The organism is Amycolatopsis sp. NPDC003865 (assembly GCF_053605345.1).
Genome location: NZ_JBSGJA010000027.1, coordinates 67,804 through 92,006, shown reverse-complemented (window position 1 = coordinate 92,006; position 24,203 = coordinate 67,804). Strand labels below are relative to the sequence as shown.

21 protein-coding genes are annotated in these 24,203 nt (G+C 71.9%); 12 read left to right on the top strand and 9 right to left on the bottom strand.

Going from position 1 to position 24,203, the window contains the following annotated elements; all coding sequences use genetic code 11:
• Positions 1–11: 11 nt before the first annotated feature.
• The 3 genes from ACWEVP_RS42740 to ACWEVP_RS42730 are packed head-to-tail and all read left to right on the top strand — an operon-like array spanning position 12 to position 2,161.
• Complete coding sequence (locus ACWEVP_RS42740) at positions 12–665, top strand: GntR family transcriptional regulator (protein WP_452068303.1); 654 nt, start codon at positions 12–14, stop codon at positions 663–665.
• Positions 662–1,165, top strand: a complete 504-nt coding sequence (locus ACWEVP_RS42735; protein WP_452068302.1) for a metallophosphoesterase family protein — start codon at positions 662–664, stop codon at positions 1,163–1,165. The genes ACWEVP_RS42740 and ACWEVP_RS42735 overlap by 4 nt, the downstream gene beginning before the upstream one ends.
• A gap of 9 nt (positions 1,166–1,174) precedes the next feature.
• Complete coding sequence (locus tag ACWEVP_RS42730; protein WP_452068301.1) at positions 1,175–2,161, top strand: PHP domain-containing protein; 987 nt, start codon at positions 1,175–1,177, stop codon at positions 2,159–2,161.
• On the opposite strand, the gene ACWEVP_RS42725 is transcribed toward ACWEVP_RS42730, so the two are convergent.
• From ACWEVP_RS42725 to ACWEVP_RS42715, 3 genes are all read right to left on the bottom strand, one after another.
• Complete coding sequence (locus ACWEVP_RS42725) at positions 2,151–2,786, bottom strand: L,D-transpeptidase family protein (protein ID WP_452068300.1); 636 nt, start codon at positions 2,784–2,786, stop codon at positions 2,151–2,153. The two genes, ACWEVP_RS42730 and ACWEVP_RS42725, sit on opposite strands and share 11 nt — an antisense overlap.
• A gap of 35 nt (positions 2,787–2,821) precedes the next feature.
• Positions 2,822–3,667 carry a chitosanase gene (locus ACWEVP_RS42720; protein WP_452068299.1) on the bottom strand — a complete coding sequence of 282 codons (846 nt, stop codon included), beginning with the start codon at positions 3,665–3,667 and terminating at the stop codon, positions 2,822–2,824.
• A gap of 175 nt (positions 3,668–3,842) precedes the next feature.
• Positions 3,843–4,433 carry a TetR/AcrR family transcriptional regulator gene (locus ACWEVP_RS42715; RefSeq protein ID WP_452068298.1) on the bottom strand — a complete coding sequence of 197 codons (591 nt, stop codon included), beginning with the start codon at positions 4,431–4,433 and terminating at the stop codon, positions 3,843–3,845.
• Positions 4,434–4,499: 66 nt separating this feature from the next.
• On the opposite strand from ACWEVP_RS42715, the gene ACWEVP_RS42710 reads away from it, so the two are divergent.
• Positions 4,500–5,978, top strand: a complete 1,479-nt coding sequence (locus ACWEVP_RS42710; protein ID WP_452068297.1) for a flavin-containing monooxygenase — start codon at positions 4,500–4,502, stop codon at positions 5,976–5,978.
• Positions 5,959–6,795, top strand: coding sequence for an SDR family oxidoreductase (locus tag ACWEVP_RS42705; protein ID WP_452068296.1), 837 nt, complete (start codon positions 5,959–5,961; stop codon positions 6,793–6,795). The genes ACWEVP_RS42710 and ACWEVP_RS42705 overlap by 20 nt, the downstream gene beginning before the upstream one ends.
• Here the strand turns inward: ACWEVP_RS42705 and ACWEVP_RS42700 are convergent.
• The 4 genes from ACWEVP_RS42700 to ACWEVP_RS42685 form a co-directional block, all read right to left on the bottom strand.
• Complete coding sequence (locus ACWEVP_RS42700; protein WP_452068295.1) at positions 6,768–7,658, bottom strand: hypothetical protein; 891 nt, start codon at positions 7,656–7,658, stop codon at positions 6,768–6,770. The two genes, ACWEVP_RS42705 and ACWEVP_RS42700, sit on opposite strands and share 28 nt — an antisense overlap.
• Positions 7,659–7,734: 76 nt before the next feature.
• Positions 7,735–9,825 carry a M4 family metallopeptidase gene (locus tag ACWEVP_RS42695; protein ID WP_452068294.1) on the bottom strand — a complete coding sequence of 697 codons (2,091 nt, stop codon included), beginning with the start codon at positions 9,823–9,825 and terminating at the stop codon, positions 7,735–7,737.
• 125 nt (positions 9,826–9,950) lie between these two features.
• A complete protein-coding gene (locus ACWEVP_RS42690; protein ID WP_452068293.1) occupies positions 9,951–11,111 on the bottom strand; it encodes a saccharopine dehydrogenase family protein in 1,161 nt (386 codons plus the stop codon).
• A gap of 79 nt (positions 11,112–11,190) precedes the next feature.
• The gene (locus tag ACWEVP_RS42685) at positions 11,191–11,805 is read right to left on the bottom strand and encodes a GOLPH3/VPS74 family protein (protein WP_452068292.1); all 615 of its coding nucleotides are present in this window, start codon (positions 11,803–11,805) and stop codon (positions 11,191–11,193) included.
• 190 nt (positions 11,806–11,995) lie between these two features.
• Between ACWEVP_RS42685 and ACWEVP_RS42680 the strand changes: the two genes are divergently transcribed.
• The 5 genes from ACWEVP_RS42680 to hrpA all read left to right on the top strand — a co-directional run bounded on the left by ACWEVP_RS42680 (position 11,996) and on the right by hrpA (position 19,665).
• Positions 11,996–13,453: an APC family permease gene (locus tag ACWEVP_RS42680; RefSeq protein ID WP_452068291.1), complete on the top strand. Its 1,458-nt coding sequence runs from the start codon at positions 11,996–11,998 to the stop codon at positions 13,451–13,453.
• On the top strand, positions 13,450–14,016 hold the full coding sequence (locus tag ACWEVP_RS42675) for a GNAT family N-acetyltransferase (RefSeq protein WP_452068290.1): 567 nt from the start codon (positions 13,450–13,452) through the stop codon (positions 14,014–14,016). Before ACWEVP_RS42680 ends, ACWEVP_RS42675 begins: the two co-directional genes overlap by 4 nt.
• 48 nt (positions 14,017–14,064) lie before the next feature.
• Complete coding sequence (locus tag ACWEVP_RS42670; protein ID WP_452068289.1) at positions 14,065–15,228, top strand: lactate 2-monooxygenase; 1,164 nt, start codon at positions 14,065–14,067, stop codon at positions 15,226–15,228.
• A gap of 115 nt (positions 15,229–15,343) precedes the next feature.
• Positions 15,344–15,667 carry a hypothetical protein gene (locus tag ACWEVP_RS42665; protein WP_452068288.1) on the top strand — a complete coding sequence of 108 codons (324 nt, stop codon included), beginning with the start codon at positions 15,344–15,346 and terminating at the stop codon, positions 15,665–15,667.
• 113 nt (positions 15,668–15,780) lie between these two features.
• Positions 15,781–19,665 carry an ATP-dependent RNA helicase HrpA gene (gene hrpA / locus ACWEVP_RS42660; RefSeq protein ID WP_452068287.1) on the top strand — a complete coding sequence of 1,295 codons (3,885 nt, stop codon included), beginning with the start codon at positions 15,781–15,783 and terminating at the stop codon, positions 19,663–19,665.
• On the opposite strand, the gene ACWEVP_RS42655 is transcribed toward hrpA, so the two are convergent.
• Positions 19,634–19,882, bottom strand: a complete 249-nt coding sequence (locus ACWEVP_RS42655; protein ID WP_452068286.1) for a hypothetical protein — start codon at positions 19,880–19,882, stop codon at positions 19,634–19,636. The genes hrpA and ACWEVP_RS42655 overlap by 32 nt on opposite strands.
• A 116-nt stretch (positions 19,883–19,998) precedes the next feature.
• Between ACWEVP_RS42655 and ACWEVP_RS42650 the strand changes: the two genes are divergently transcribed.
• Positions 19,999–21,762 (top strand): sialidase family protein, encoded by a 1,764-nt coding sequence (locus tag ACWEVP_RS42650; protein WP_452068285.1) that lies wholly within the window; start codon positions 19,999–20,001, stop codon positions 21,760–21,762.
• A 78-nt stretch (positions 21,763–21,840) separates the two neighbouring features.
• Positions 21,841–22,434, top strand: a complete 594-nt coding sequence (locus tag ACWEVP_RS42645; protein WP_452068284.1) for a hypothetical protein — start codon at positions 21,841–21,843, stop codon at positions 22,432–22,434.
• Here the strand turns inward: ACWEVP_RS42645 and ACWEVP_RS42640 are convergent, their stop codons facing one another.
• Positions 22,435–24,123, bottom strand: a complete 1,689-nt coding sequence (locus ACWEVP_RS42640) for a bifunctional 3'-5' exonuclease/DNA polymerase (RefSeq protein ID WP_452068283.1) — start codon at positions 24,121–24,123, stop codon at positions 22,435–22,437.
• Between the last annotated feature and the right edge of the window lie 80 nt (positions 24,124–24,203).

Sequence of the window (24,203 nt, the reverse complement as noted above, 5' to 3'; positions counted from 1 at the left end):
AGGGAGCGACCATGACCGGGACGTTCAGCCTGCCCGCCTCCCGGACCGAAGTGGTCCTGGAGGAGATCCGCCGCGGCATCCTGACCCGGGAGCTGGTGCCCGGCCAGCCGCTCGTCGAAGCGGAACTGGCCGCGCGGCTCGGCGTGTCGAAGACGCCGGTGCGCGAGGCGCTCAAGGTGCTGTCCAATTCGGGCCTGGTGACGTTCAGCCCGTACAAGGGCGCCTCGGTGGTCACGGTCGACGCCGAGCTCGCGAAGTCCGTCTACGACGTGCGGATGGTCCTGGAGCCGGAAGCCGTCCGGCGGACGGTCGGGCGGCGCGATCCCGAACTGCTGGACGACGCGGCCGAGGCGCTGAAGGAGGCGTCGACGGCCATCGCGGACAAGGACCAGGCCGCGCTGAGCCTGCTCAACCGCCGGTTCCACCGCGCGCTCTACTCGGGCTGCGGCAACCCGCTGCTGGTCAGCATCCTCGACGACCTCAAGGACCGCGCGGCCCTGATCAGCGTCGTCGGCTGGGAAGCCAACCCCAGCTGGAAGAAGGAGTGGACCGAGCACAAGGCCGTGCTCGCGGCGGCCAAGAAGGGCGACGCCGAGGGCGCCGCGTCGCTGCTGAAGGACCACATCGGCGGCTTCCTCGAGCGGGTGCTCAAGGCCATCGGATGAAGCTGCTGCTCATCTCGGACACCCACCTGCCGGCCCGCGCCCGCGCGCTGCCGGAGCAGGTGTGGGACGAGGTGGCGGCGGCGGACGTCGTCGTGCACGCCGGCGACTGGGTCGAGGTCGCCCTGCTGGACGAGCTCGAAGCCCGCAGCAAGCGCCTGATCGGCGTTTACGGCAACAACGACGGCGCGGAGCTGCGCGCGCGGCTGCCCGAGATCGCGCGGGCGGACCTCGACGGCGTCCGGCTGGCCGTGATCCACGAGACAGGCTCGAAGCAGGGCCGTGAACAACGGTGCGACGCGCAGTTCCCCGATGCCGACGTGCTCGTCTTCGGCCACAGCCACATCCCGTGGGACACCACGACCCCGGCCGGGCTGCGGCTGCTCAACCCCGGTTCGCCGACCGACCGGCGTCGTCAGCCGTTCTGCACCTACCGGACCGCCCGCGTCGAGAACGGCACGCTGACCGGCGTCGAGCTGCACGAACTGCCCCGGAAGGGGTAGGAAGAGTCCATGGATCCGGCATGGGCGTTGCGGGAGATCGCGTTCCAGCTCGAACGCGCGGGGGAACCGACCTACCGCGTGCGCGCGTTCCGGAACGCGGCCGCGACCGTCGACAAGACCGACGCCGCGCAGCTGGCCTCGATGGCCGAGAACGGCACGCTGACCTCGTTGCCCGGCATCGGGAAGGCCACCGCCGGCGTCATCGAGGACGCGCTGGCCGGCCGTGACCCGGCCTACCGGTCGAAGATCGTCGAGAAGAAGCTGCCGGACGGTGAACCGCTGCGCTCGGCGTTGAAGGGCGACTGCCACACGCATTCGGACTGGTCGGACGGCGGCAGCTCGATCGGGGAGATGGCCGTCGCGGGCCGGGACGTCGGGCACGAGTGGATGGTGCTGACCGACCACTCGCCGCGGCTGACCGTCGCGAACGGGCTCTCCCCGGACCGGCTGCGGACGCAGATGCAGATCGTCGCCAAGGCCAACGAGCTGATGGCGCCGTTCCGGCTGCTGCACGGCATCGAGGTCGACATCCTCGACGACGGCGCCCTCGACCAGGAAGAGGAGCTGCTGGGGCAGCTGGACCTCGTCGTCGCGAGCGTGCACTCGAAGCTGCGGATGCCGGCGAAGGACATGACCCGGCGGATGCTGGCGGCGGTCCGGAACCCGCACGTCCGGGTGCTCGGGCACTGCACCGGACGGCTGGTCGTCGGCCGCGGCCGTCCCGAATCGGAGTTCGACGCCGAGGCGGTGTTCACCGCGTGCCGCGAGAACGGCGTCGCGGTCGAAATCAACTCGCGCCCCGAACGGCTCGACCCGCCGATGCGGCTGCTGAAGCTGGCCGCGGAGATCGGCTGCGAGTTCGCCATCGACAGCGACGCGCACGCGCCGGGCCAGCTCGACTGGCAGCCCTACGGCTGCGAACGCGCGGTCAAGGCGGGCATCGGGCCGGAGCGGATCATCAACACCCGCACGGCGGAGGCGCTGCTCAGCCGCTGATCTCGATGACGGGGTGCTTCGCCGGGTCGAGCCAGCGCAGGATCGCCTCGAGGTCCGCACCGGCGATCGCGACGCAGCCCGCGGTCGGCTTCCCGTCGGTGACGTGCAGGAAGAACGCCGAGCCCGCGCCCGGCACCACCGGCGCGCGGTTGTAGTCGATGACCACGGCCCTGGCGTAGACCGCGCCGGCCGCGCCGAGGTTCTCGCCGGCGGCCTCGTCGAACGGGCACGTGCCGGGGGCGCACGAGAAGTGCGTGTTGTAGTAAGGGGAACCGACGTCGGAGACCCACCAGTCCGAGGTGGTGACCTCGCGGTAGGGCAGCCGGGTCCGCGCGGGCCGCGTGCCGAACGCTTCGGTGAGCGGCCACACGCCCGCCGGGGTGTGGGACGTCGACTCGCTCGCCCGGCCGATGCCGTTCTTCCCGACGTGCGCCGGGACCGGGCCGTACGCTTTCGCCCATTCGTCCCCGATGCGCTGCCACGCCGTGAGCACGGCGGTGGTCGCGCCCGCCGCGTCGGCTTGCACGGTGATCCGCTGCCGCGGCTGCGGCTGCTCGGGGGTGGCGGCCCCGCTGGTCAGCAGCGCGGCCGCGGCCAGCGTGGCACCGAGGGATCTCCTGCGCATGCGGGAGAGCCTAACGGTGCCACGCCGTCGGTGCGTCAGTTGATGGTGTAGGAGTCCCCGTAGACCTTCCACTTCAGCGGGGTGTGCAGGTCGAAGTTGCCTTCGCTGAGGAACTTCGCCTGCTCGGTGTCGACGCGCGAGGTGTCGGCGTGCGCCTCCTCCTGCTTCATGATCACTTTGCGGGCGGCGAAGAACGCCTTGAGGTACGTCGCCTCGTCGCCACCCTGGGCCGGCGTCTTGGCCTTCTTCATCGCGGCCTTGCGGATGCCGCCGAAGCTGTCGGAGCTGTCGCCGGGGCCGTGCATGACGATGGCGTCGTAGTAGGCGAACTGGCCGAGGTTGCTGAGGCCGTCGGACTTGCCCTGGCCGACCGCCGGGTTGAAGTACACGCGGTCGCGTTCGTTGTTCTGCGCGGTCTGGAACGCGGTGGTGGCGGCGGCCTGCTTCCACGCGCTTTCGAACGCCGAGCCGAGGCCGGCGTGCGAGTCGGTGCCGTTCACCTTGCGCAGCGCGGGAAGGTACTTCGCGAGGGGGTTGTCCGGCACGGAGTTCGTGTAGGCCTCGACGAGTTCGAGCATGTCGCCGGTGCCGGAGCAGAACCCGATGATGCCTGCGGTGTACCCGCGGCCGTCACCGATGTCCTCGATGTACTTGTACTGCGCCTTCCAGTCCAGCGACGAGTTCTCCGCGCTGGAGACCAGCTTCATCGCGATCTCCTTCTTCGCCGGGGCCGACAGGTCGCCGACGGCGAGCGCGGTCGCGCTGGCGGCGTTGCTCACGCTCGAAGCGGTGTTCGCGACTGCGGGGGTGGTGATCACGAGGGCGGCGACGGAGGCCGCGCCGAGCGCGCCGATGACGACCGGCCGCAACTTCTTGCTCATGGGTGGAGACCCTTTCCGCGGGGTGCGCCGTGGGGGATCACGGCGGGTACGGGTGATGCGGGTGGAGCTGCGGCGTAGCGACACGGTAGCGGAGGGTCAGCGGGCTCCACAAGAGGCGGAAATCGTTCATGTTCGTGAACGGTCCAGACCACCGCCGCGGGTCCTTTGAGGACGGTCAGCGGGTCCCGGTGAAGATGCGGATCACGTCCGGCAGCACGTTGACCGGGATCGTCGGGTCGATCGCCCGCTGCACGCCGAGGCCGATGCCGAGGCTGAGCAACGCCGTCGCGGCGTCGTCGGCCGACATCGGGAGCGTGATCGCGAACCGCTCGGCGTATCCGCTCAGCAGGCCGGCGATGCTGTCGCGGATCGCCTTGTCCCGGGTGGCCAGTTCGGCGCGCACCTGGGGGTTGCGTCGCGCGTTGGTGGCGAACTCGACCTCCAGGGCCGTCCAGGCCTCGTCGCCGATGCTGCGCTCCGCCCACGTCTGGAACGCGGCCAGCAGGTCGTCCACGCCCTCGGCGCCGACCAGCCCCTCGGCGATCAGCGCGACCTGCTCGTCGTGGATCCGGTCGAGGACGGCGAGGCAGAGCTCGTCCTTGTTGCGGAAGTTCGAGTACACCGCGCCCTTCGAGTAGCCGGCCTCGTCCGCGACCTTCTCCAGCGACGTCACCGAGTAGCCGTCGCGCAGGAACAGCAGCTTGGCGGTCTCGATCAGCTGCTCGCGGGTGCGTGCCTGGCTTTCCGCGCGGGTGAGTCGGGCCATGGGGTCACTCTAGCCAGGTGTGGAATCGGGGTACCGCTAGTATTCGAATACTGCTAGTCTCCGAAAATGGAACAACGCCACTTCGCGGCCCTCGTCGTCGGTGCCGGGGCGTCCGGGCTGGGTGCCGCCATCCGGCTGGGCCAGGCCGGCGTCGACGACCTCGCCGTGCTGGAGAAGGCCGGCTCGCTCGGCGGGACCTGGCGCGACAACACCTACCCCGGCTGCGCCTGCGACGTCCCGTCCGCGCTGTACTCGTACTCGTTCGCGCCGAATCCCGGGTGGACCCGGGCCTTCGCCGGGCAGGCCGAGATCCGGGCGTACCTGGCGGACACCGCATCGAGGTTCGGGGTCACGCCGAAGATCCGCTACGGCGTCGAGGTGACGCGGGCGCAGTGGAACCCCCGCGAGTCCGTCTGGGAACTGGAGACCACGCGCGGCCCGTATTCGGCGCGGGTCCTGGTCGCGGGCACCGGGCCGTGGCACGAGCCGCTGATCCCGGACCTGCCCGGCCTCGGTGACTTCCCGGGCGAGGTCTTCCACTCCGCGCGGTGGAACCACGATTACGACCTGGCGGGCAAGCGCGTCGCGGTGATCGGCACGGGCGCGTCGGCGGTCCAGTTCGTCCCGCGGATCGTGCCTTCCGTCGGCAGGTTGCACCTGTTCCAGCGCACGGCGCAGTGGGTGCTGCCGAAGCCGGACCACCCCGTTCCCGGCGTGGAAAAGTACCTGCTGCGGCGGTTCCCGGCGATGCAGCGGGCGCTGCGTGGCGCGGAGTACGGGGCGATGGAGACGCTCGGCTTCGGGTTCCGGCACCCGTGGCTGCTGCGGCAGGTGCAGAAGATCGGGCTCGCGCACTTGCGGCTGGCGGTGCGGGACCCCGCGTTGCGCCGGGCGTTGACGCCGGACTACACGCTCGGCTGCAAGCGGCTGTTGATGTCCAACACGTACTACCGGTCACTGACCCGGTCCCATGTGGACGTTCACCCGACGGCGGTGCGTTCGATCTCGGGCAGCCGGGTGCTCGGCGCGGACGGTTCTTCCGCCGACGTCGACGCGATCATCTTCGGCACGGGCTTCCACATCCTCGACATGCCGGTGTCGTCCCGCGTGTTCGACGGCGACGGCCGCAGCCTGGACGACCACTGGAAGGGCAGCCCGCAGGCGTACGCGGGAACGACGGTGGCGGGGTTCCCGAACCTGTTCCTGCTGCTGGGCCCGAGCCTGGGGACCGGGCACTCGTCGGCGTTCACGATCCTGGAGGCCCAGCTGCGGCACACGGTGGCGGCGGTGACCCGGACGCTGGGTGCGGAGGGGACGGTCCTGTCGGTCCGCCCGGAGGCGCAGGCGGCGTTCAACGCGGAGGTCCAGGCCGCGCTGCCGGGAACGGTGTACCAGTCCGGTGGCTGCTCCAGCTACTACACGGATGTCAACGGGCGCAACAGCTTCAGCTGGCCGTTCTCCACCGGGCGGCTGCGGTCGCAGGTGGGGGCGTTCGACGAGGCGGACTACGAAATCGGGAGGGCCCATGCGGTATCCGGCGATTGAGGTCCGGGACGCGGTGGTCGCGATCACCGGCGGCGCACGGGGGATCGGCCGCGCGACCGCGGCGGAGTTCGCGGCGCGCGGGGCCACCGTCTGCGTCGGCGACCTCGACGCGGTCACGGACGTGCCGTCGTTCCCGCTGGACGTCACGAACCGGGAGTCGTTCGACGCGTTCACGGCGGCGGTCACCGAGCGGTTCGGGCGGATCGACGTCCTGGTCAACAACGCGGGCGTGATGCCGCTGGGCGACTTCCTCGAAGAACCGGACGAGGTCGGCCGCACGACCCTGGACGTCAATGTGCGGGGGCTGGTCCACGGGTTGCGCTCGGTGCTGCCGGGGATGATCGCGCGCGGGCGGGGCCACGTCGTGAACGTCGCCTCCATGGCCGGGAAGATCCCGCTGCCCGGCATGGCCGTGTACAACGCCAGCAAGTTCGCCGCGGTCGGCCTCACGGCGGCGGTGCGGCGCGAGTACGCGGCGACCGGGATCAGCGTCAGCGCGGTGCTGCCGAGCGCGGTGCGCACCGAGCTGGCCTCCGGGGTCCGGCTGGGCGGCGCACTGCCCACAGTGGACCCGGAGGACGTCGCCCGCGCGATCGCCGGCACCCTGCGGACCCGCCGCGCCGAGACGCCGGTCCCGCGCTGGCTCGCCGGCTGGGACCTGCTGGCCGCGGTGACACCCGAGCCGGTGATGGCCTGGGCGCGCGGCCTGATCGGCGACGACCGGGCACTGCGCGAACTCGACCCCGAGGCCCGTGCCGCCTACGTCCGGCGGGTCTCGGCGCAAGTGGGTCAGTCCCACTCCCAGCACAGGCCGTAGACGCCGGGCCGGGCGTCCAGCACCGCGATGTGGCTCGTGTAGCTCGGCCCCACCGGCAACTCGGGCCGCTCGGCGGAGGCGTCCCCGTCGTACCGGTAGCAGCGCACCGGCACCGCCGCCGGGTCGAAGCACGCCTGCAGCACGATCTGCCGCGCCGGCGCCCGCACCCCGAACTGCAGGTAGCTCGTCTCCGGCGGCGTGCCGTCGTAAGCGAACTCGAAGTCGAACACGTACGTCTCGCCCGCCCGCAGCGGGTAGTCGAACCGCAGCTCCAGCGCCACCAGCTCGGACGCGGCGTCGCGCCGGACGCGGCCCGGGCGGCAGCAGCGCGCCGAGCGCAGCACCGGCTGGTGACCGCCGCCGGTCTGGGGGCGGAAGAACGACACCCAGCGGTCGACGCCGTCCTCGCGGCTGGTCACCACCAGCTCCGTGCGCACCGACCGCTCGGTGCGGTCCGCGCCCAGCGTCGCCCGCTGGTGCACCGACGCCAGCGCCAGCCGCGCGTTGCCGTCGAGGTCGATGCCGTCGCACGATGCCAGTTCCGTCGGCTCGGAACCCAGCGCGCTGGCCAGGCTGACCCCGCCCGGCCACGGCTCCGCCCGGCGCACCCGGGGCCGCGCGACCAGGCTGGTCAGCGCGGCCGCGGGCAGGCCGAGACACCCCTCCGCGACGCCCACCGCGTGCAGCGAGCGCGCCCCCTCCGGATGGCGCCGGCCCCGGCGCCAGTAGCTCAGCGTGGCCAGGCTGACCTGGGCGCCCCGGATCGCCATCCGTCGCTGCAGGGCCTCCAAGCTCAGGCCTCGCTGCCGGATCGCCAGGTCGAAGGCCTCGGCGAACGGGGCCGACGCTGATAACGCCTCCATCCGGGTAAGCATGAATACCGGACGCACCGGACGCAACGAGGCCTGCCACCAAAGTAGGTGGCAGGCCTCGCGGGGGTCAGCTCACGGTGACACCGGTGTCGTCCACGGCGAACGACGTCTGCAGCGACTGGTCCTCCGTCCCGGCGAACTTCAGCGTGACCGTCTGGCCCGCGTACGGTGACAGGTCGAGCGTCTTCTGGACGTAGGCGGAGTTGCGGTCGAGGTTCGAGTACGTCGCCAGCGTCGCCGAACCGGCGGACACGACGAGCTTGTCGTAGGCGACGTTCTCGGTCTCGGCCGTCCACACGCGCAGCCAGAACGTCAGGCTCGCCCGGCAGTTCGCGGGGATCGTGACGGACTGCGTGAGCGTGTCGGTGTGCGCCGAGCCCCACCCGCCGAGCCAGGAGTCGTAGCTGCCCGAGCGCGCCGGCGCCTGGCTGCCCCACTGGCCGATGGTGGTGTTCGGGTCGGTCCACGACGCCTTGCCGGACTCGAAGCCCGGGTTCTGCACCAGCTGGCCACTGCACCCGCCCGGGGGAGTCGTGGTGGTCGGCGGCGTGGTGGTCGGGGGCGTGGTCGTGGTCGGCGGGGTGCCGGTGCACGTCGGGTCACCGGACTGCGCCGGGACGCTCACCGCGTTCCACGCCGCCTTCACGGCGTCGAACTCGGCGCAGCTGTCCGGGTACAGGTTCTTCGCCGCCTGCAGCGTCCACGTCCGGTAGCGCAGGTAGCTGCTGCCGGACGTTTTCAGCTGCACTGCGCCGTGCATGATGTTGATCGCCTTGCGGATGCCGATGCCGGCCACCGTGCTGCTGTTGCAGGTCGAGCTGGTCGGTTGCCCGTTCGTCGGGTTGCTGCCCTCGGCGAGCAGGTAGAACCAGTGGTCGCCGGGCCCGGCCGCCTTGTGCACTTCCGCGTTCGGCGTCGAGCTGGAGTAGCAGCTCGGGTCGCCCACCTTCGACGGGTCGTACATGTACCGGATCGCGCCGGTGCCGACCAGGTTGACCTCCTCGCCGATCGCGTAGTCCGGCGGGTCGTACTGCGACGGCTCGTTCGCGTAGAACTCGGTCGCCGTCCCGAAGGTGTCCGCGATGAACTCCTGCGTGCCGCCGCCCGAGAAGCCGCCGGACCCGGAGTAGTCGTCGATGCCGTGGCCCATCTCGTGACCGAGGATGTCGAGCGAGCCGACCCACTCGCCGCTCGGGTTGTGGCCGAGGTTCACGTACGCCGGCCGCGAGTTGTAGTAGTACGCGTTCTCGTCGTCGAGGCCGACGCGGATCTTCCACGCGCCGCCGTTGCCGGTGAACCCGTTGCGGCCCACCCATTCCGAGAGCATCTTCTTCTCGGTCTGCGCGACGAACAACGCGTCCGCGCAGCCGGTCTCGATGTTCGTGCCGGTGCCGTTGCCCCAGCTGTCGTCCGGTCCGGTGAGGACGGAGTCGCTGCTGTAGTCGCGGCAGTCGAGGTTCGGCGTGTTCGGGTCGGCCATCGAGTACGTGCTGCCGGACTTCGTCGTGTTCAACGGAAGTGACGGGCCGTTCCACTTGCCCGTGCCGGTGCCCGCGGCGACGTGTTGGACGGTCCGCAGCACGCGCCCGTCCACGGCGTCGACGTAGACGCTCAGGCTGCTCGGCTCGCCGTGTTCGTCGGTGCCTTCGACGGCGCTTTCGTAGGCGAGCCGCCCGGCGCCGTCGGCGACGACGACGAGCCTCCCGCCCGGCAGGCTCTTCGGCCCGCGGACCTGCCGGCGCGCCACGGCTTCGGCTTGCGAGGCGGTGAGCTTCGCGCCGTGGACGTCGAGGTCGCCGAGGGCCTCCTGCTGCGCCACGGAGGTGGTCTTGACGGTGCCGGCGGAGTCGGTGGCGATGACGAGGTCGCCGCCGATCACGGGCAGGCCGTCGTACGTGCGGTCGTACACGACGTACGACAGGCCGGCCGCCGACCGCACGTCCCGCCGGACGAACTCGTCGTGCTTGCCGGCGTGGAGGGCGGCAGGCCGGGCGTTGATCAGGCCGGCCGCCGCACTGGTGGCGTTGGCTTGGGCCTGCGCGGCCGACGGCGGGGGTTCGGGGACGGGCTGCGCGGGCGCGGCGACGGCGATGCCGACCACCACCATGCCCGCCGCCGTCGCCCCGCCGAGCGCGGCGAACCGTTGGGGCAATCTCATGACGCTCCTTGCGAAAACGTGATGGGGGAAGGGAGAACCCGATCGACGCTAATCGCGGTGCGGGAGCGGCAGAAGATTCATCACAGCGGCAAACTTTCACGCCGCGGTGGTGTGAAAGCGTGAAATCACAGGGTGGCGAAGCGCAGTCCCGCCTTGGTGAGCCGGTCGATGAGGGCGTCGCCCATCGCGGTCGCCGTCGTCACCTGGCCCGCCGTTTCCGGGAGGGTGTCGGTCGCGAGGCACAACGCCGATTCCGCGAGCATCTTCGCCGTTTCGTCGTATCCGGGGTCGCCGCCGGACACTTCGGTGACGACGCGCTCGCCGCCGCCCTCGCCGATGAACCGCACCGAAAACCACGACCGCGCCCGGCGTTCCGGGCTGGGGCCGTTGCCGGGTGCCAGCAGCCGGGAGAGCCCGCGGCGCGCGGGCGGGACCTGCGCCGCGGCGAGCAGCGCGCCGGCGCCGAGCACGCCGCCCGCGAGCACGGGAAGGTGCCTGACGGCGGCGAAGTGCCGGTAGGTGAAGTCCGGTCCGTAGCGCTCCGACGCGGCGGCCGACCGGCGGACGACCTCGGGGTCGATGGTCGGCAGCGGCACCGCCCACCAGCCGGCGTCGGCGACCCGGTGCGGGCGGCCGAGCGGGGCGCGGGTGAAGCGTCCGGCGGGCCGCGGCTCGGCGGCCGCGCGTTCCTTCGCGACCCGCGCGCCGGCCGGCAGGCGGGACATGATGGTCAGCGCGCTGAGGAACGTGCCGCCCGAGGGCATCCCGCTGGCCCGGACGTAGCCGGCGACCTCGAGCGGCACGCCTTCGGGCAGCTGCTTGACGGTGAAGTAGGCGCCGAGGTCGTGCGGGATGGAGTCGAACCCGCACGCGTGGATCAGCCGCGCACCGGTTTCGCGGGCTCGCCGGTCGTGCGCGAGGTACATGCGGTCGACGAACTCGGGTTCGCCGGTGAGGTCGACGTAGTCGGTCCCGGCCGCGGCGCAGGCGGTCACCAGGGGCTCGCCCTGGGTGAGGTAGGGGCCGACGGTGGTGATGACGACCTTGGCGGACTCGGCGACGGCCCGGAGTGAGGCGGGTTCGCCGGAATCGGCGACGAGCAGGTCGAGAGTGGCGAAGCGGTCGTCGATGGCCGCCAGCTTCGCCCGGACGGCCTCGAGCTTGCCGAGGTTGCGCCCGGCGAGGGCCCAGCGCAGGTCGGCGGGCGCGTGCCGGGCGAGGTATTCGGCGGTGAGGCCCCCGGTGAACCCGGTGGCACCGAACAGGACCACGTCGTGCGCGCGCATGTCTGCTCCAGGGGACGTCGACGGCGGACGCGCCTCAGGTTACCCGCGAGTACGGAAGGGTGCCGGGTATGGCAGGCCGCTACCTCCGGTCCCCGGTGTACACGACGGCCGCCGCCACCGCGGCCACCCCCGCGATCACGTCCGCGATCCGGCGCGGCATCGCGTGGTGCGTGTCCTCCATCCACGCCCGGACCCGCGCCCGGTCCAGCTCCGGCTCGCACAGGTCGTCGACGCCCGCGGTCCACGCCAGCAGCGCGAGGCACGCCGCGTGCGGGTCGGGCCGGTCGATGCCGAACACCGCCGCCCGGGCCTTGCTGCGCGCCGCCGTCGACACCAGCAGGTCCGCCGGCGGGTAGCGGAACCGGCGCACCAGCGCCGGCGTCCGCCGGACCAGGCCGAGCGCGACCAGATTGTCCGCGGCGATCGACGGCAGTTCCGCGCGCAGGTGATCCACCCACTCGCGGACGCGGTACGTCCCCGTTTCCGAAACGATTTCGGAAAACACGTGATCGGCGGTCGGAATGCCCGGAGGCCGCGTGGCGATCGCGCGCACCCTGCGGTCCTCGACCGTGACCCGGTCGGTGAACAGCAAGTCGCACAACGCCGCGCCGGCCAGCCCGATCCCCAGCGACGTCCGGCTGAGCACCGGGCGGCCGGTGAACTCGTCGTGGCCGAGGAAGAAGAACGAATCCACCAAAGTGAGCCGGCGCATGACGGAAAACGGCCCCCTGGGCGGTCGCGGTGAGGATGCCGAAGATAGCGGTCCGGCTTCACGGCGCTTTCGGTACCCGTAACGGTTTGCCCCGAACGGACGTACCGTCGCACCCTGCTTACCCCTACTCTGGGTCGCCGCCGACCAAGATCACCTAGGCGGGGAAAGGTCCATGGGAAACCGGACGCCGGGGCGCGGCCTCGGCACCAGGCGGCTCGGCGCCGTCCAGATCGTCTTCTTCGTCGTCGCGGCGGCCGGTCCGCTGTACGCGATCGCCGGCGGCGTCTCGGCGACGTACGCGGTCACCGGCAGCGTCGGCGTGCCGCTGTCGTTCGTGCTGCTGGCCCCGGTGCTCGCGCTGTTCGGCGTCGGGTACGCCGCCATGAGCCGGTACGTCACGAACGCCGGCGCGTTCTACCCCTATGTGGCGCACGGGATCGGGCGCTCCGCGGGCACCGCCGTCGCCTACGTGACTGTGCTCGCCTACAGCGCCATCCAGACCGGCGTCTTCGGCCTCTTCGGGCTGTCGGTTTCCACCTGGCTGAACACGACCTTCGGGACGGACCTGCCGTGGTGGCCGGTCGCGCTGCTGATGGTGCTGGTCGTCGGCGCCGGCGGCGTGCTGCGGATCGACCTCAACGCGAAGGTGCTCGGCATCGCGCTCGGCCTCGAAGTCGCCGTCCTCGTCGTCCTCGACGTCGCGATGTTCGGCCACCCCGCGGGAAACGCGCTGACGCCACTCGAGCCGTCGAGCCTGTTCACGGCGGGCGTCGGCGCGGTTTTCGCTTTCTCCATCGCGGTTTTCGTCGGCTTCGAGGGCGCTGCCACCTACGGCGAGGAGTGCCGCGACCCGCGCCGGACCGTCGGCCGCGCGACCTACATCGCGATCGGGCTGACCGCCGCGCTGTACATCACCTCCTCGCTCGGGCTGGCGGTCGCGACCGGTCCGGACCACATCGCCGAGCGGGCCGCGGCCGAAGGACCCGGCCTGCTGTTCGGCCTCGGCGGGCAGTACCTGGGCCCGGCCTTCGCCGGCACCGCGTACGTGCTCTTCCTGACCAGCCAGTGCGCCGCGCTGCTGAGCCTCCACAACGCCGTCGCGCGGTACTTCTTCGCGCTGGGCCGGGAAGGGCTGCTGCCGGACGGGCTCAGCCGCACCAGCAAGCGCACCGGCGCGCCGATCGGCGGCTCGCTGGTCCAGACCACGATCGGCCTGGTCGTCGTCGCGGTGTTCGCGCTGGCCGGCCGCGACCCGTTCACCGACCTGTTCGCCGGGACCGGGGTGACCGCGTCGACCGGCGTCACGATCATCATGGTCGCGGTCTCGCTTTCGGTCGTCGGTTTCTTCCGCCGCCACCCCGGCCGGGAGACGTGGTGGCGGCGCGCGGGCGCGCCCGCGCTCGCGGCGGTGACGCTGACCGGGGTCCTGGTGCTGATCGTCGTCAACTTCGACGTCCTGCTCGGGCCGGCGGGCTCGATCCCGTGGCTGCGCTGGGGCCTGCCGGGGCTGCTGGTGCTCGCCGGCCTGGCCGGCTTCCTGCGAGCCGAGGCGCTGCGCACCCGGCGGCCGGAGAGCTACGCGGCGATCGGCGGCCCGCTGCGCGAGGACGAACTCGTGGCGGCGCGGTGAGCGACGTCCGCGCCGCGGAACCGGCCGAGCTGGAGGCGGTGCTCGCCATCCTGGTCGCCGCGTTCCAGGACGACCCGGTGAGCCGCTGGGTGTTCCCCGGCGACGAACGGCGCCGGGCCGTCTCGCACCCGGCGTTCTTCCGCGATCTGATCCAGGCGGGGTTCGCCGCGGGCGGCGTGGACGTCACCGACGACCATTCGGCGGCGGTGATCTGGCTGCCGCCGGGCGCGGGCGACGACGAGCCGGTCGCGGGCCTCGACCCGGCGGAGCAGGACCGGCTGGCGGTCCTGCTCGGCATGATGGCGGACCGCGAACCCGCGGAGCGGCACTGGCACGCGCAGTTCATCGGCGTGCTGCCCGGCCGCCGGCGCCGGGGCCTCGGCGCGCGGCTGCTGGGCCACGGCCTGGCCCGCTACGACGCCGAGGGCGTGCCCACCTACCTCGAGGCCAGCTCGCCGGACAGCACGCGGCTCTACCGCCGGCTGGGGTTCCGGGACCACGGGCCCGCGTTCCGGCCACCCGGCGGGCCGCCGGTGCAACCGATGTGGCGCGCCCCGGCCTGACCCCGTTACCGGCGGGTACAGTGCCCCCTCGAACGCGAGGAGGAAGCCGTGACCGAACGCTTCGGCAGCTACCAGAACGAGCTCTACCTGCAGGGACTCGGTGGGCAGCTGCCGCCGTGCTCGACCGACGCGACCCGGCTGGAGGACTCGGCCCGCGAGGTCATGGCGCCCGGCCCCTTCTCCTACGTCGCGGGGTCGGCGGGCTCGGGCGCGACCGCGCGCGCGAACCGCGAAGCGTTCGACCGCTGGCGCGTCGTGCCGCGGATGCTGACCGGCGCGACCGACCGCGACCTCTCGACCACGGTGCTCGGCACCCGGCTGGCCGCGCCGGTGGCCGTCGCGCCTGTCGGCGTCCAGTCGATCGTCCACCCGGACGCCGAATCGGCGACCGCCCGCGCGGCCGCCTCGGTGGGGCTGCCGTTCATCCTCTCCACGGCGTCCTCGACCGGCATCGAGGACGCCGCCGCGGCCAACGGCGACGGCCCGCGCTGGTTCCAGCTGTACTGGCCGGGCGACCCGGACGTCTGCGCGAGCCTGCTGGCCCGCGCGAAGGCGGCCGGCTACACGGCGCTGGTCGTCACGCTCGACACGTGGACGCTGGCCTGGCGACCGTCCGATCTGGACCAGTCGTACCTGCCGTTCCTGCAGGGGGAGGGCCTGGCCGTCCCGTTCACCGACCCGGTGTTCCTCTCCCGGCTGGCGAAGACTCCCGAGGAGGACCGCGGTACGGCGATCCTGACGTGGATCGGCATGATCACCGGCACCGACCGGACGTGGGACCAGCTGCCGTTCCTGCGCGAGCACTGGGACGGCCCGATCGTGCTCAAGGGCATCCAGCACGTCGCGGACGCGCGCCGCGCGGCGGAGGCCGGGATGGACGGTGTCGTCGTCTCCAACCACGGCGGCCGCCAGGTCGACGGCGCGATCGGGGCGCTGGAAGCGCTGCCGGGCATCGTCGCGGCGGTGGGCGACCGCATGGAGGTGCTGTTCGACTCCGGCGTGCGCACGGGCGCGGACGTGCTCAAGGCGATCGCGCTCGGTGCGCGGGCGGTGCTGGTGGGCCGCCCGTGGGTGTACGGCCTGGCGCACGCGGGCGAGGACGGCGTGCGTCACGTGCTGCGGAGCCTGCTGGCGGACTTCGACCTGACCATGGGACTTTCCGGCCACCGCACCCTCGCCGACCTGGGCCCGGACTCGCTCCAGCGCACGTGAGGTAACGAATCGGGAAATCCCGGGACAGGTCGGGAACCGGCGGCTACTGTTCGAGTCCCATTGCGGGCCGTCGGGGCGGCCGGCTCCTGTTTCCCTTTCCCGTTGGGGGTTTCCCGTGTCTTCCGTCATGATGCGCATCGGCATCCTGTTCGCCGTCCTCGGCTTCGGCTCGCTCGTGCTCGAGCAGTTCGACATGGAGTTCCGGCTGCTGTCCTGGGCCAGCGACATGCAGCCGACGTTCGGCATCGGGCTGGGCGTCCTCGGCCTCGTGCTGATCGGCGGTTCGGTGGCGATCAGCCGCACGAAGTCCGCCCCGCAGCCGCAGCAGCAGTTCGCCCAGCAGCCGCCGGCGCCCGGCCAGCAGTTCCCGGGCCAGCCGCAGCAGTTCCAGGGGCAGCCGCAGGCCCCGCAGCAGCAGTACCCGAACCAGCAGGGCTGACCACGCCCCGAGCGCCCCAATGTCGCCTTGGGGCGCTCGTCGGGTGGGCCCGGTCACGCGGCGGGGATATTCGGAGGCCGGGTTCGTCACGCACGGCTATCCTTGGTCCAAGCATGTCCACGCCATCCCCCTTCGAAGCGCTGCGTGCGCGCCTGCCCGAGCTGATGCCGCGCGACGAGCACCGGCTGCGCCGGCGGCTCGACGGTGCCCGCAAGGCTCGCAACCGCGACGCCGCCCTCGCGCAGATCGCCGCCGACATCGACAAGGCCGAGCTGCGGATCCAGTCGCGCCGCGAGAGCGTGCCCAAGATCGACTACCCCGAAGAGCTGCCGGTCAGCAGGCTCAAGGACGAGATCGGCGCCGCGATCGAGAAGCACCAGGTCGTGATCGTCGCGGGGGAGACCGGCTCGGGCAAGACCACCCAGCTGCCGAAGATCTGCCTCGAGCTCGGCCGCGGCATCCGCGGCCAGATCGGGCACACCCAGCCGCGCCGGCTGGCCGCGCGCACGGTCGCCGACCGGATCGCCGGCGAACTCAAGACCGAGCTCGGCGACGCCGTCGGCTACAAGGTGCGGTTCACCGACCAGTCCGGGCAGGACACCCTGGTCAAGCTGATGACCGACGGCATCCTGCTGGCCGAGATCCAGACCGACCGGTCGCTGCGCCAGTACGACACGCTGATCATCGACGAGGCCCACGAGCGCAGCCTCAACATCGACTTCATCCTCGGCTACCTCAAGCAGCTGCTGCCGCGCCGCCCCGACCTCAAGGTCGTCATCACCTCGGCGACCATCGACCCCGAGCGCTTCTCGAAGCACTTCGACGACGCGCCGATCGTCGAGGTCTCCGGCCGGACGTACCCGGTCGAGACGCGCTACCGGCCGCTGGTCGACCCGGACGACCCCGAGGGCGACGACGAGCGCGACCAGACCCAGGGCATCCTCGAGGCCGTCGAGGAGCTGTGCGCCGAGGGCCCGGGCGACATCCTCGTGTTCCTCTCCGGCGAACGCGAGATCCGCGACACCGCCGACGTGCTCAACCGCGCGAACCTCCGCAACACCGAGGTCCTGCCGCTGTACGCGCGGCTGTCGTCGGCCGAGCAGCAGCGCATCTTCCAGTCCCACACCGGCCGCCGGGTGGTGCTCGCGACGAACGTCGCCGAGACGTCGCTGACCGTGCCGGGCATCAAGTACGTCGTCGACCCGGGCACCGCGCGCATCTCGCGCTACAGCCACCGCACCAAGGTGCAGCGGCTGCCGATCGAGCCGGTGTCGCAGGCGTCGGCGAACCAGCGCAAGGGCCGCTGCGGCCGGACCTCGGACGGCATCTGCATCCGGCTCTATTCCGAAGAGGACTTCGAGAGCCGGCCCGAGTTCACCGACCCCGAGATCCTGCGGACCAACCTCGCGTCGGTCATCCTGCAGATGACCTCGCTCGGCCTCGGCGACATCGCGGCGTTCCCGTTCGTCGAGCCGCCGGACCGCCGCCAGGTCACCGACGGCATCGGGCTGCTGCAGGAGCTGGGCGCGTTCTCCAGCACCGGGTCCGACCGCAGCCTGACCGACATCGGCCGCAAGCTCGCGCAGCTGCCGGTCGACCCCCGGATGGGCCGGATGGTGCTGGAGGCGGCGAAGAACGGCTGCGTCCGCGAGGTCATGATCATCGCGGCGGCGCTGTCCATCCAGGACCCGCGCGAGCGGCCGGCGGAGAAGCAGCAGGCGGCCGACGCCCAGCACGCGCGCTTCGCCGACCCGACGTCGGACTTCCTCGCCTACCTCAACCTCTGGGAGTACGTCGCCGAGCAGCAGAAGGCGTTGTCCGGCAACCAGTTCCGGCGCATGTGCCGCACCGAGTACCTGAACTACCTGCGGCTGCGCGAATGGCAGGACATCTTCAGCCAGCTGCGCCAGCTGGCCAAGCCGCTCGGCATCTCCCTGAACACGAACACGACCCCGGTGGACCCGCAGCGCGTGCACACGTCGCTGATCGCCGGCCTGCTGTCGCACATCGGCCTCAAGGACCCGGCGAAGGGCGACTACCTGGGCGCGCGCGGGGCCCGGTTCGGCGTCTTCCCGGGCTCGGCGCTGTTCAAGAAGCAGCCGCGCTGGGTGATGTCGGCCGAACTGGTCGAGACGTCCCGGCTCTGGGCGCGGGTGAACGCGCGCATCGAGCCGGAATGGGTCGAGCCGCTGGCCCAGCACGTCGTGAAGCGGTCGTATTCCGAGCCGCACTGGGAACGCAAGCAGGGCGCGGTGATGGCGACCGAACGCGTCACGCTGTACGGCGTCCCGCTGATCGCCGACCGCCGGGTCAACTACGGCCGGATCGACCCCGAGATGTCGCGCGCGCTGTTCATCCGGCACGCGCTCGTCGAGGGCGACTGGCAGACGCGCCACCACTTCTTCGCCGAGAACCGCGCGCTCCTGGAAGAGGTCGAGGACCTCGAGAACCGGGCGCGGCGGCGCGACATCCTCGTCGACGACCAGACGCTGTACGAGTTCTACGACGCCCGCGTCCCGGCCGACGTCGTCTCGGTGCGCCACTTCGACACCTGGTGGAAGAAGGCCCGCCACGAGCAGCCGGACCTGCTCTCGTTCGAGAAGTCCATGCTGATCAACGAGACCGCGGGCGGCGTCCGCGAGGGCGACTACCCGGACTCGTGGACCCAGGGCACTCAGGTCTTCCCGCTGACCTACCAGTTCGAGCCGGGCGCGGACGCCGACGGCGTCACCGTGCACGTCCCGCTGCCGGTGCTGAACCAGGTGACACCGGACGGCTTCGACTGGCAGGTGCCGGGCCTGCGCGCGGAGCTGGTGACGCAGCTGATCAAGTCGCTGCCGAAAGCCTTGCGCCGCAACTTCGTCCCGGCGCCGGACACGGCCCGGGACGTCCTTTCGCGAGTGTCGCCTTCGGACGGTCCGCTGCTGGAGGTGCTCGGCCGCGAGCTGCGTTCCTTGCGCGGGGTCACGGTTCCGTACGCGGACTGGGACCTTTCCTCGGTGCCGGAGCACCTGAAGATGACCTTCCGGGTGGTCGACGAGCGCGGCAAGCGCGTCGCCGAAGGCAAGGACATCGAAGAGCTGCAGCGCCGGCTGGCCCCGAAGGTCCGGGCGACGATCTCCAAGGCGGCCAACAGCCTCGAAAAGGCCGGGCTGACCAAGCCGTCGTTCGGTGCGCTGCCGAAGGTGTTCGAATCGACGCAGCGCGGCCACGACGTCAAGGCGTACCCGGCGCTGGTCGACGAGGGAGCGTCGGTGGCGGTGCGGCTGCTGGACACCCCCGGCCAGCAGGAGCACGCGATGTGGGCGGGCACGCGGCGGATGCTGCGGCTGAACCTGAACTCGCCGATGAAGTTCATCACGCGGTCGCTGTCCAACTCCTCGAAGCTGGTGCTCAACCGCAACCCGCACGGCAGTGTGGCGGCGTTGCTCGAGGACTGCGTCGACTGCGCGGTGGACGCCCTGATGATCGCCGGTGGCGGCCCGGTGTTCGACGAGACCGGCTTCAAGGTGCTGCTGGAGAAGGTCCGGGCGGGTCTGCACCCGGAGGTCCTCGCGGTCCTGACGGACGTGGAGAAGATCCTCCGCGCGGCGAACGACGTCGAGGTGGCGCTACCGTCGGCTCGCGGTCCGGCGGAGTCACTGGCCGATATCCGCACCCAGCTGGCCGGCCTGGTGTACCCGGGTTTCGTGACGGCGACGGGTGCTTCGCGACTGCGTCACGTCGTGCGGTACCTGCAGGGGATTTCGCGGCGGCTGGAGAAGCTGGCTTCGGAGCCGACGCGCGACCTGCAGCGGACGGCGGACATCGCGTGGATCCAGGCCGAGTACGCCGACGCGGTGGCGTCGCTGCCGCCGGGGACGTCGTCACCGGCGTTGAACGAGGTGCGGTGGATGATCGAGGAGCTGCGGGTGTCGTTCTTCGCCCAGACCCTCGGCACGGCGCACCCGGTGTCGCTGAAGCGGATCACGAAGGCCATCGACGACGCGCTGGCCTAGCGGAAGACCCGGGCGACCTCCAGCCACTTCCGGGCCAGCGGTCCAGCAGCTCCGCGCGCGGGAGCGCGGCTCCCGCGGCGGCGTCGGGGTCCTTCGGAGTGGCGTCGAAGGCCTCCGGCGTCCGGACGAGGGTGTCGAGTTCGCCGCCTTCGGCCACCAGGTCGGGCAGCGCGCGGTCGTGTTCCACCGCGGACAGGTCGAGGCCGTAGTCGATCATCGTGCCAAATTACCGAAGAACCCGGATGTCCGGATCCGGACTTCCGTCGGTTGACCGGGGCCGGACGGGGGTCAAGCCTGGACCGGCTGAAGCCCCTCCTGGGAAAGGACCTTCCGATGTCCTTGGGTGTTTCGTCCGCCAGGCGAAGAATCGCCGCCGCCGTCACCGCGCTGCTCCTGCCGCTCGCCGTCGTGCTCGCGCCGGCCGCGCACGCCGCCGGGGGCCCGCCGCAGCCCGTGGATCCACTCCACGGCAAGCACAAGATCGCCGGGGAGCCACGGCACGACGTGCCCAACCCGCTGCTCAAGGAGCGGTTCGCCGAGGATGAAGAGGAGGACGGCGACGATCCCGCGCTGTCCGCGCTCTGCCAGACCTACATCGGCAAGCCGAACCCCTACCGGCCGCTCGCGCCGAACACCGACGTCATCGACGGCGACACGATCGTGCCCACCGGCAGCCAGACCGGGTGCAGCACCGCCCAGAACGAGACGACCATCGCGGTCAACCCGGAAAACCCGCGCAACATCGTCGCCGGGTCGAACGACTACCGGCTCTACAACACCCGTGAGGCCCGCAACGACTCCGGCGGCTTCGCCTACACGTCGTTCGACGGTGGCCGCACCTGGGCGAACGTCCAGCTGCCGCACCTCGACTTCCCGACCGGCGCGGCCGCGCCACTGTCCTACATGGACGCTGCCGGCGACCCGGCGGTCGCGTTCGGGCCGCACAACACCGTCTACTACGCCACGCTCGTGTTCAGCCGCGCGGCGGTGCCCGAAGAGCAGCAGCTCGCCAGCGGCATCGCCGTGTCGGTGTCGCACGACGGCGGCCGCAGCTTCGGCGACCCGGCGATCCTGCACCTCGACGGCGTCACGCCGGCCGGTACGCCGACGCCGGCGAACATCTTCAACGACAAGGAGTGGATCGCCGCCGACCCCGTGTCCGGCGACGTCTACGTGACCTGGACGCAGTTCACCTACGACGCTTCCGGGGCCTTCGTCGAGTCGCCGATCGTGCTGTCGAAGTCGGGCGACTTCGGGCGGACGTGGTCGCCGATGCGCCGGATTTCGCCGTCGCTGACCGGGTTCCACGGCGGGATCACGCCGTACGGCAGCGGCTCGAACCCGGTGGTCACCCGCGACGGGACGCTCCAGGTCGCCTACGAGACGTCGGTGTGCGCGACGGCCGCGTGCGACCGGCCCGCCGACCACGACGCGGTGGTCGTGGCCACCTCCCGCGACGGCGGCCGGACGTTCCGGCACGCCGAAGTGGCGCTCGACTTCGACTTCCCGGTCGACGAAGACGTCGCCAACAACGCGCTGACCGGCGAGAACTTCCGCGTCAACAGCTTCCCGCAGCTGACCTACGACCGCGTGACCGACCGGCTCTGGGTGACCTGGGCCGACGACCGCAACGGCACCTACCGCGACGGCGAGTCGGTCAAGACGAACGGCGACGCGTTCCTGAGCGGCTCCGACGGACGGCACGGCTGGTCGAAGCCGGTGAAGATCGGCTCGGGCGCCGACGAGGTGTTCCCGGCGGTCGCGGCACTGGCGGGCCGGGTCGCGGTGACGTTCTACACGCGCGCGTACGACCCGAACGGCATCGGGCTGGACTACGCGTACGCGACCGGCTGGGGCGACGGCCTGTCCCCGATCCGGAGGATCACGACGCAGACGGCGAACCCGCAGATCCAGTTCGTCGGAACGGGCGCGGAGACGGGCAAGGAGCTGCAGGGGGTGTTCATCGGCGACTACACGGCGGCGGCGGTGGGCGCGGACTTCCGGCTGCACCCGTGCTGGACGGACTTCCGCGGCAACCCGGGCCGGACGCTGCCGAACCAGGACGTCGGCACGCAGACGCTGGCGATGTTCCCGTAGGCGGAAGGGCCGTGCCGGGGGACCGGCACGGCCTCTTTCCCGCCGCAGTCGATTGACGACGCTCGGTAGACTCGGGCCATGGCCGTCGAGGGGGACAAGCCGCCGAAATCCGACGACGAACCGGACTACAAGAAGTTCGGCGTCATCATCGGCTCGATCAGCGCGCTGTGCGCGATCCTGCTGGCGGTCAACACGCTGACCGGGTTCAACCCGTTGAAGGACCTCACCACCACCAGCAGCACGGCCGCGCCGCCGTCGACGACCGTCCCGCTCCTGGCGCGGACCAGCGCCGAGTGGCCGACGCCGACCACCGAGGCAACCGAGGAGACGACCGAAGCCCCGGAGACCACGGCGACCACCGAGACCACCGCCCCGGCCGAGCCCGCGTTCCACGTGCGCTCGTCCCAGTGGAACGGGCCGTGCCAGACGACGTCGTGCTCGATGAGCGCCGTGTTCCGCAACGACGGCGGTCCGGGCTCCGGATCGGCGACCTTCTACGTCCTGCGGCCGGACGAGAACACGTACTTGGCCAAGTGTTCCGTCGTCCTCTACCGGACGGCCGCGGACGATTTCGCCAACGCCGGGTGCACGGCGAGCAGCGGCCAGCTGCAGCTGTGGTTCCGCACCCACCCCGGCGGCACCGTGCGGATGGACATCCGGGTCGACAGCTGACTACTTCGCGTCGGCGTAGGTGTCCACCACCGCGACCTGCATCGGGAACCGGACCGGGCACGCCGGGCCGAACAGCATTCTCGCGGCCTCCGTCACCGACTCCGTGATGGCGGAAGACACTTCCGGTGCCAGCTCCGCCGGCGTGTGCACGATGACCTCGTCGTGCTGGAAGAACACCAGGTGCGCCGGCGGGGGCAGCCGGCGGCGCAGCGTCGCCAGCATCACCGCCGTCATGTCGGCCGCGCTCGCCTGGACCACGAAGTTGCGCGTGAACCGGCCCCAGCCCCGCGACGCCCGGCGGGCCTTCAGCTCGCCCGCCTCGTCCGATGCCAATCCGCCGGTCAACGCCCGCCACGCCGCCGACGGCGCCGGTGACGTGCGGCCGAGGCGGGACCGGACCCGCTCGCCGCGCTCGCCGGCCTGGGCCGCACGCTCCACATAGGACACCGCCGCCGGGAACCGCTGGCGCAGCAGGCCCAGCAGCGGTCCCGCTTCGCCGGACGTGCCGCCGTACATCGCCGACAGCATCGCGATCTTCGCGCGCGCCCGGTCGTCGCGGTCGTCGTCGGCGGCCGGGACCCAGCGGGCGCCCGAGAACAACGCCTCGCCGAGCCGCGCGTACAGGTCCGTCGCCGCCGCGACGTCGGCCAGCCGCCGGTCGCCCGACAGCGCCGTCAGCACCCGCGGCTCCAGCTGGGCCGCGTCCGCCACCACCAGCTTCCAGCCCGGGTCCGCGCGCACGCACGTGCGCAGCACCTTCGGGATTTGCAGCGCCCCGCCGCCGCGGCTGGCCCAGCGCCCGGACACCACCCCGCCGACGACGTAGTGCGGGCGGAACCGGCCGTCGCGCACCCACTCCTCGAGCCACGCCCAGCCGTTCGCCGCGTACAGCCGGGACAGCTCCTTGTACTCCAGCAACGGTCCGACCGCGGGATGATCGATTCCGCGGAGCAGGTACTTCCGCGCCGCGGGAACCTCGATGCCGGCCCTGGCCAGCGCCCGGACCACGCTCGGCGGGGAATCCGGGTTGACCGGCCGCCCGCCGAACGCCTCGCTGATCTTCGCCGCCAGCTCGACGAGCACCTTCGGCCGCTCGCCGGGGCGCACCCGCGGCCCCAGCCGTGAGACGAGCAGCTCCTCGTGCAGGTCGGCCCGCCACGGCAGGCCGTCGGCCGACATCTCCGCCGCGGCCAGCGCGCTCGCCGACTCCGCGGCGAGCAGCAGCCGCAGCCGGTCCGGGTGCTCGGCCGCGGCCACCCGCCGCTCCTGCTCGGCGAGCACGCGCCGGACCGCCGTGACGACCGTCACGCCGTCGGGCAGCGTCGGCACCCTGGTGTCGAACAGCGTCGGCTGCGCCGACTCGACGGCCGCCGAGTCCGGTGGCGGTTCCTCGCCGTTCGCCCTGGCCCAGGCCGCGCGCAGGCTCCGCGGCTGCCCGTCGGCGCCCTCGTACGCCAGCAGCAGCCCCTCGGCCAGCGCGAGGTCGTAGCAGCGCTCGACCCGCAGCCCGGCCGCCACGAGCACCGGGTACACGCCTTCCACCGACGGGAACACCCAGCGCGGCCGCACCGACCTCTCCAGCTCCCGCGCCACGGCCGCGAAACCGGCCTCGTCCAGGCCGTTCGCGGTCGACGACGGCGACTGCACGGTGAAGCTCCCGTCCTCCTCCCGCCCGGCGATCACCTGCACGAAGACATCATGCCGGGCACCACCGACAAAAACCGGACCACGCACACGGCTGGTGCGCTCGCGGCCGCGTTGGTTTACTG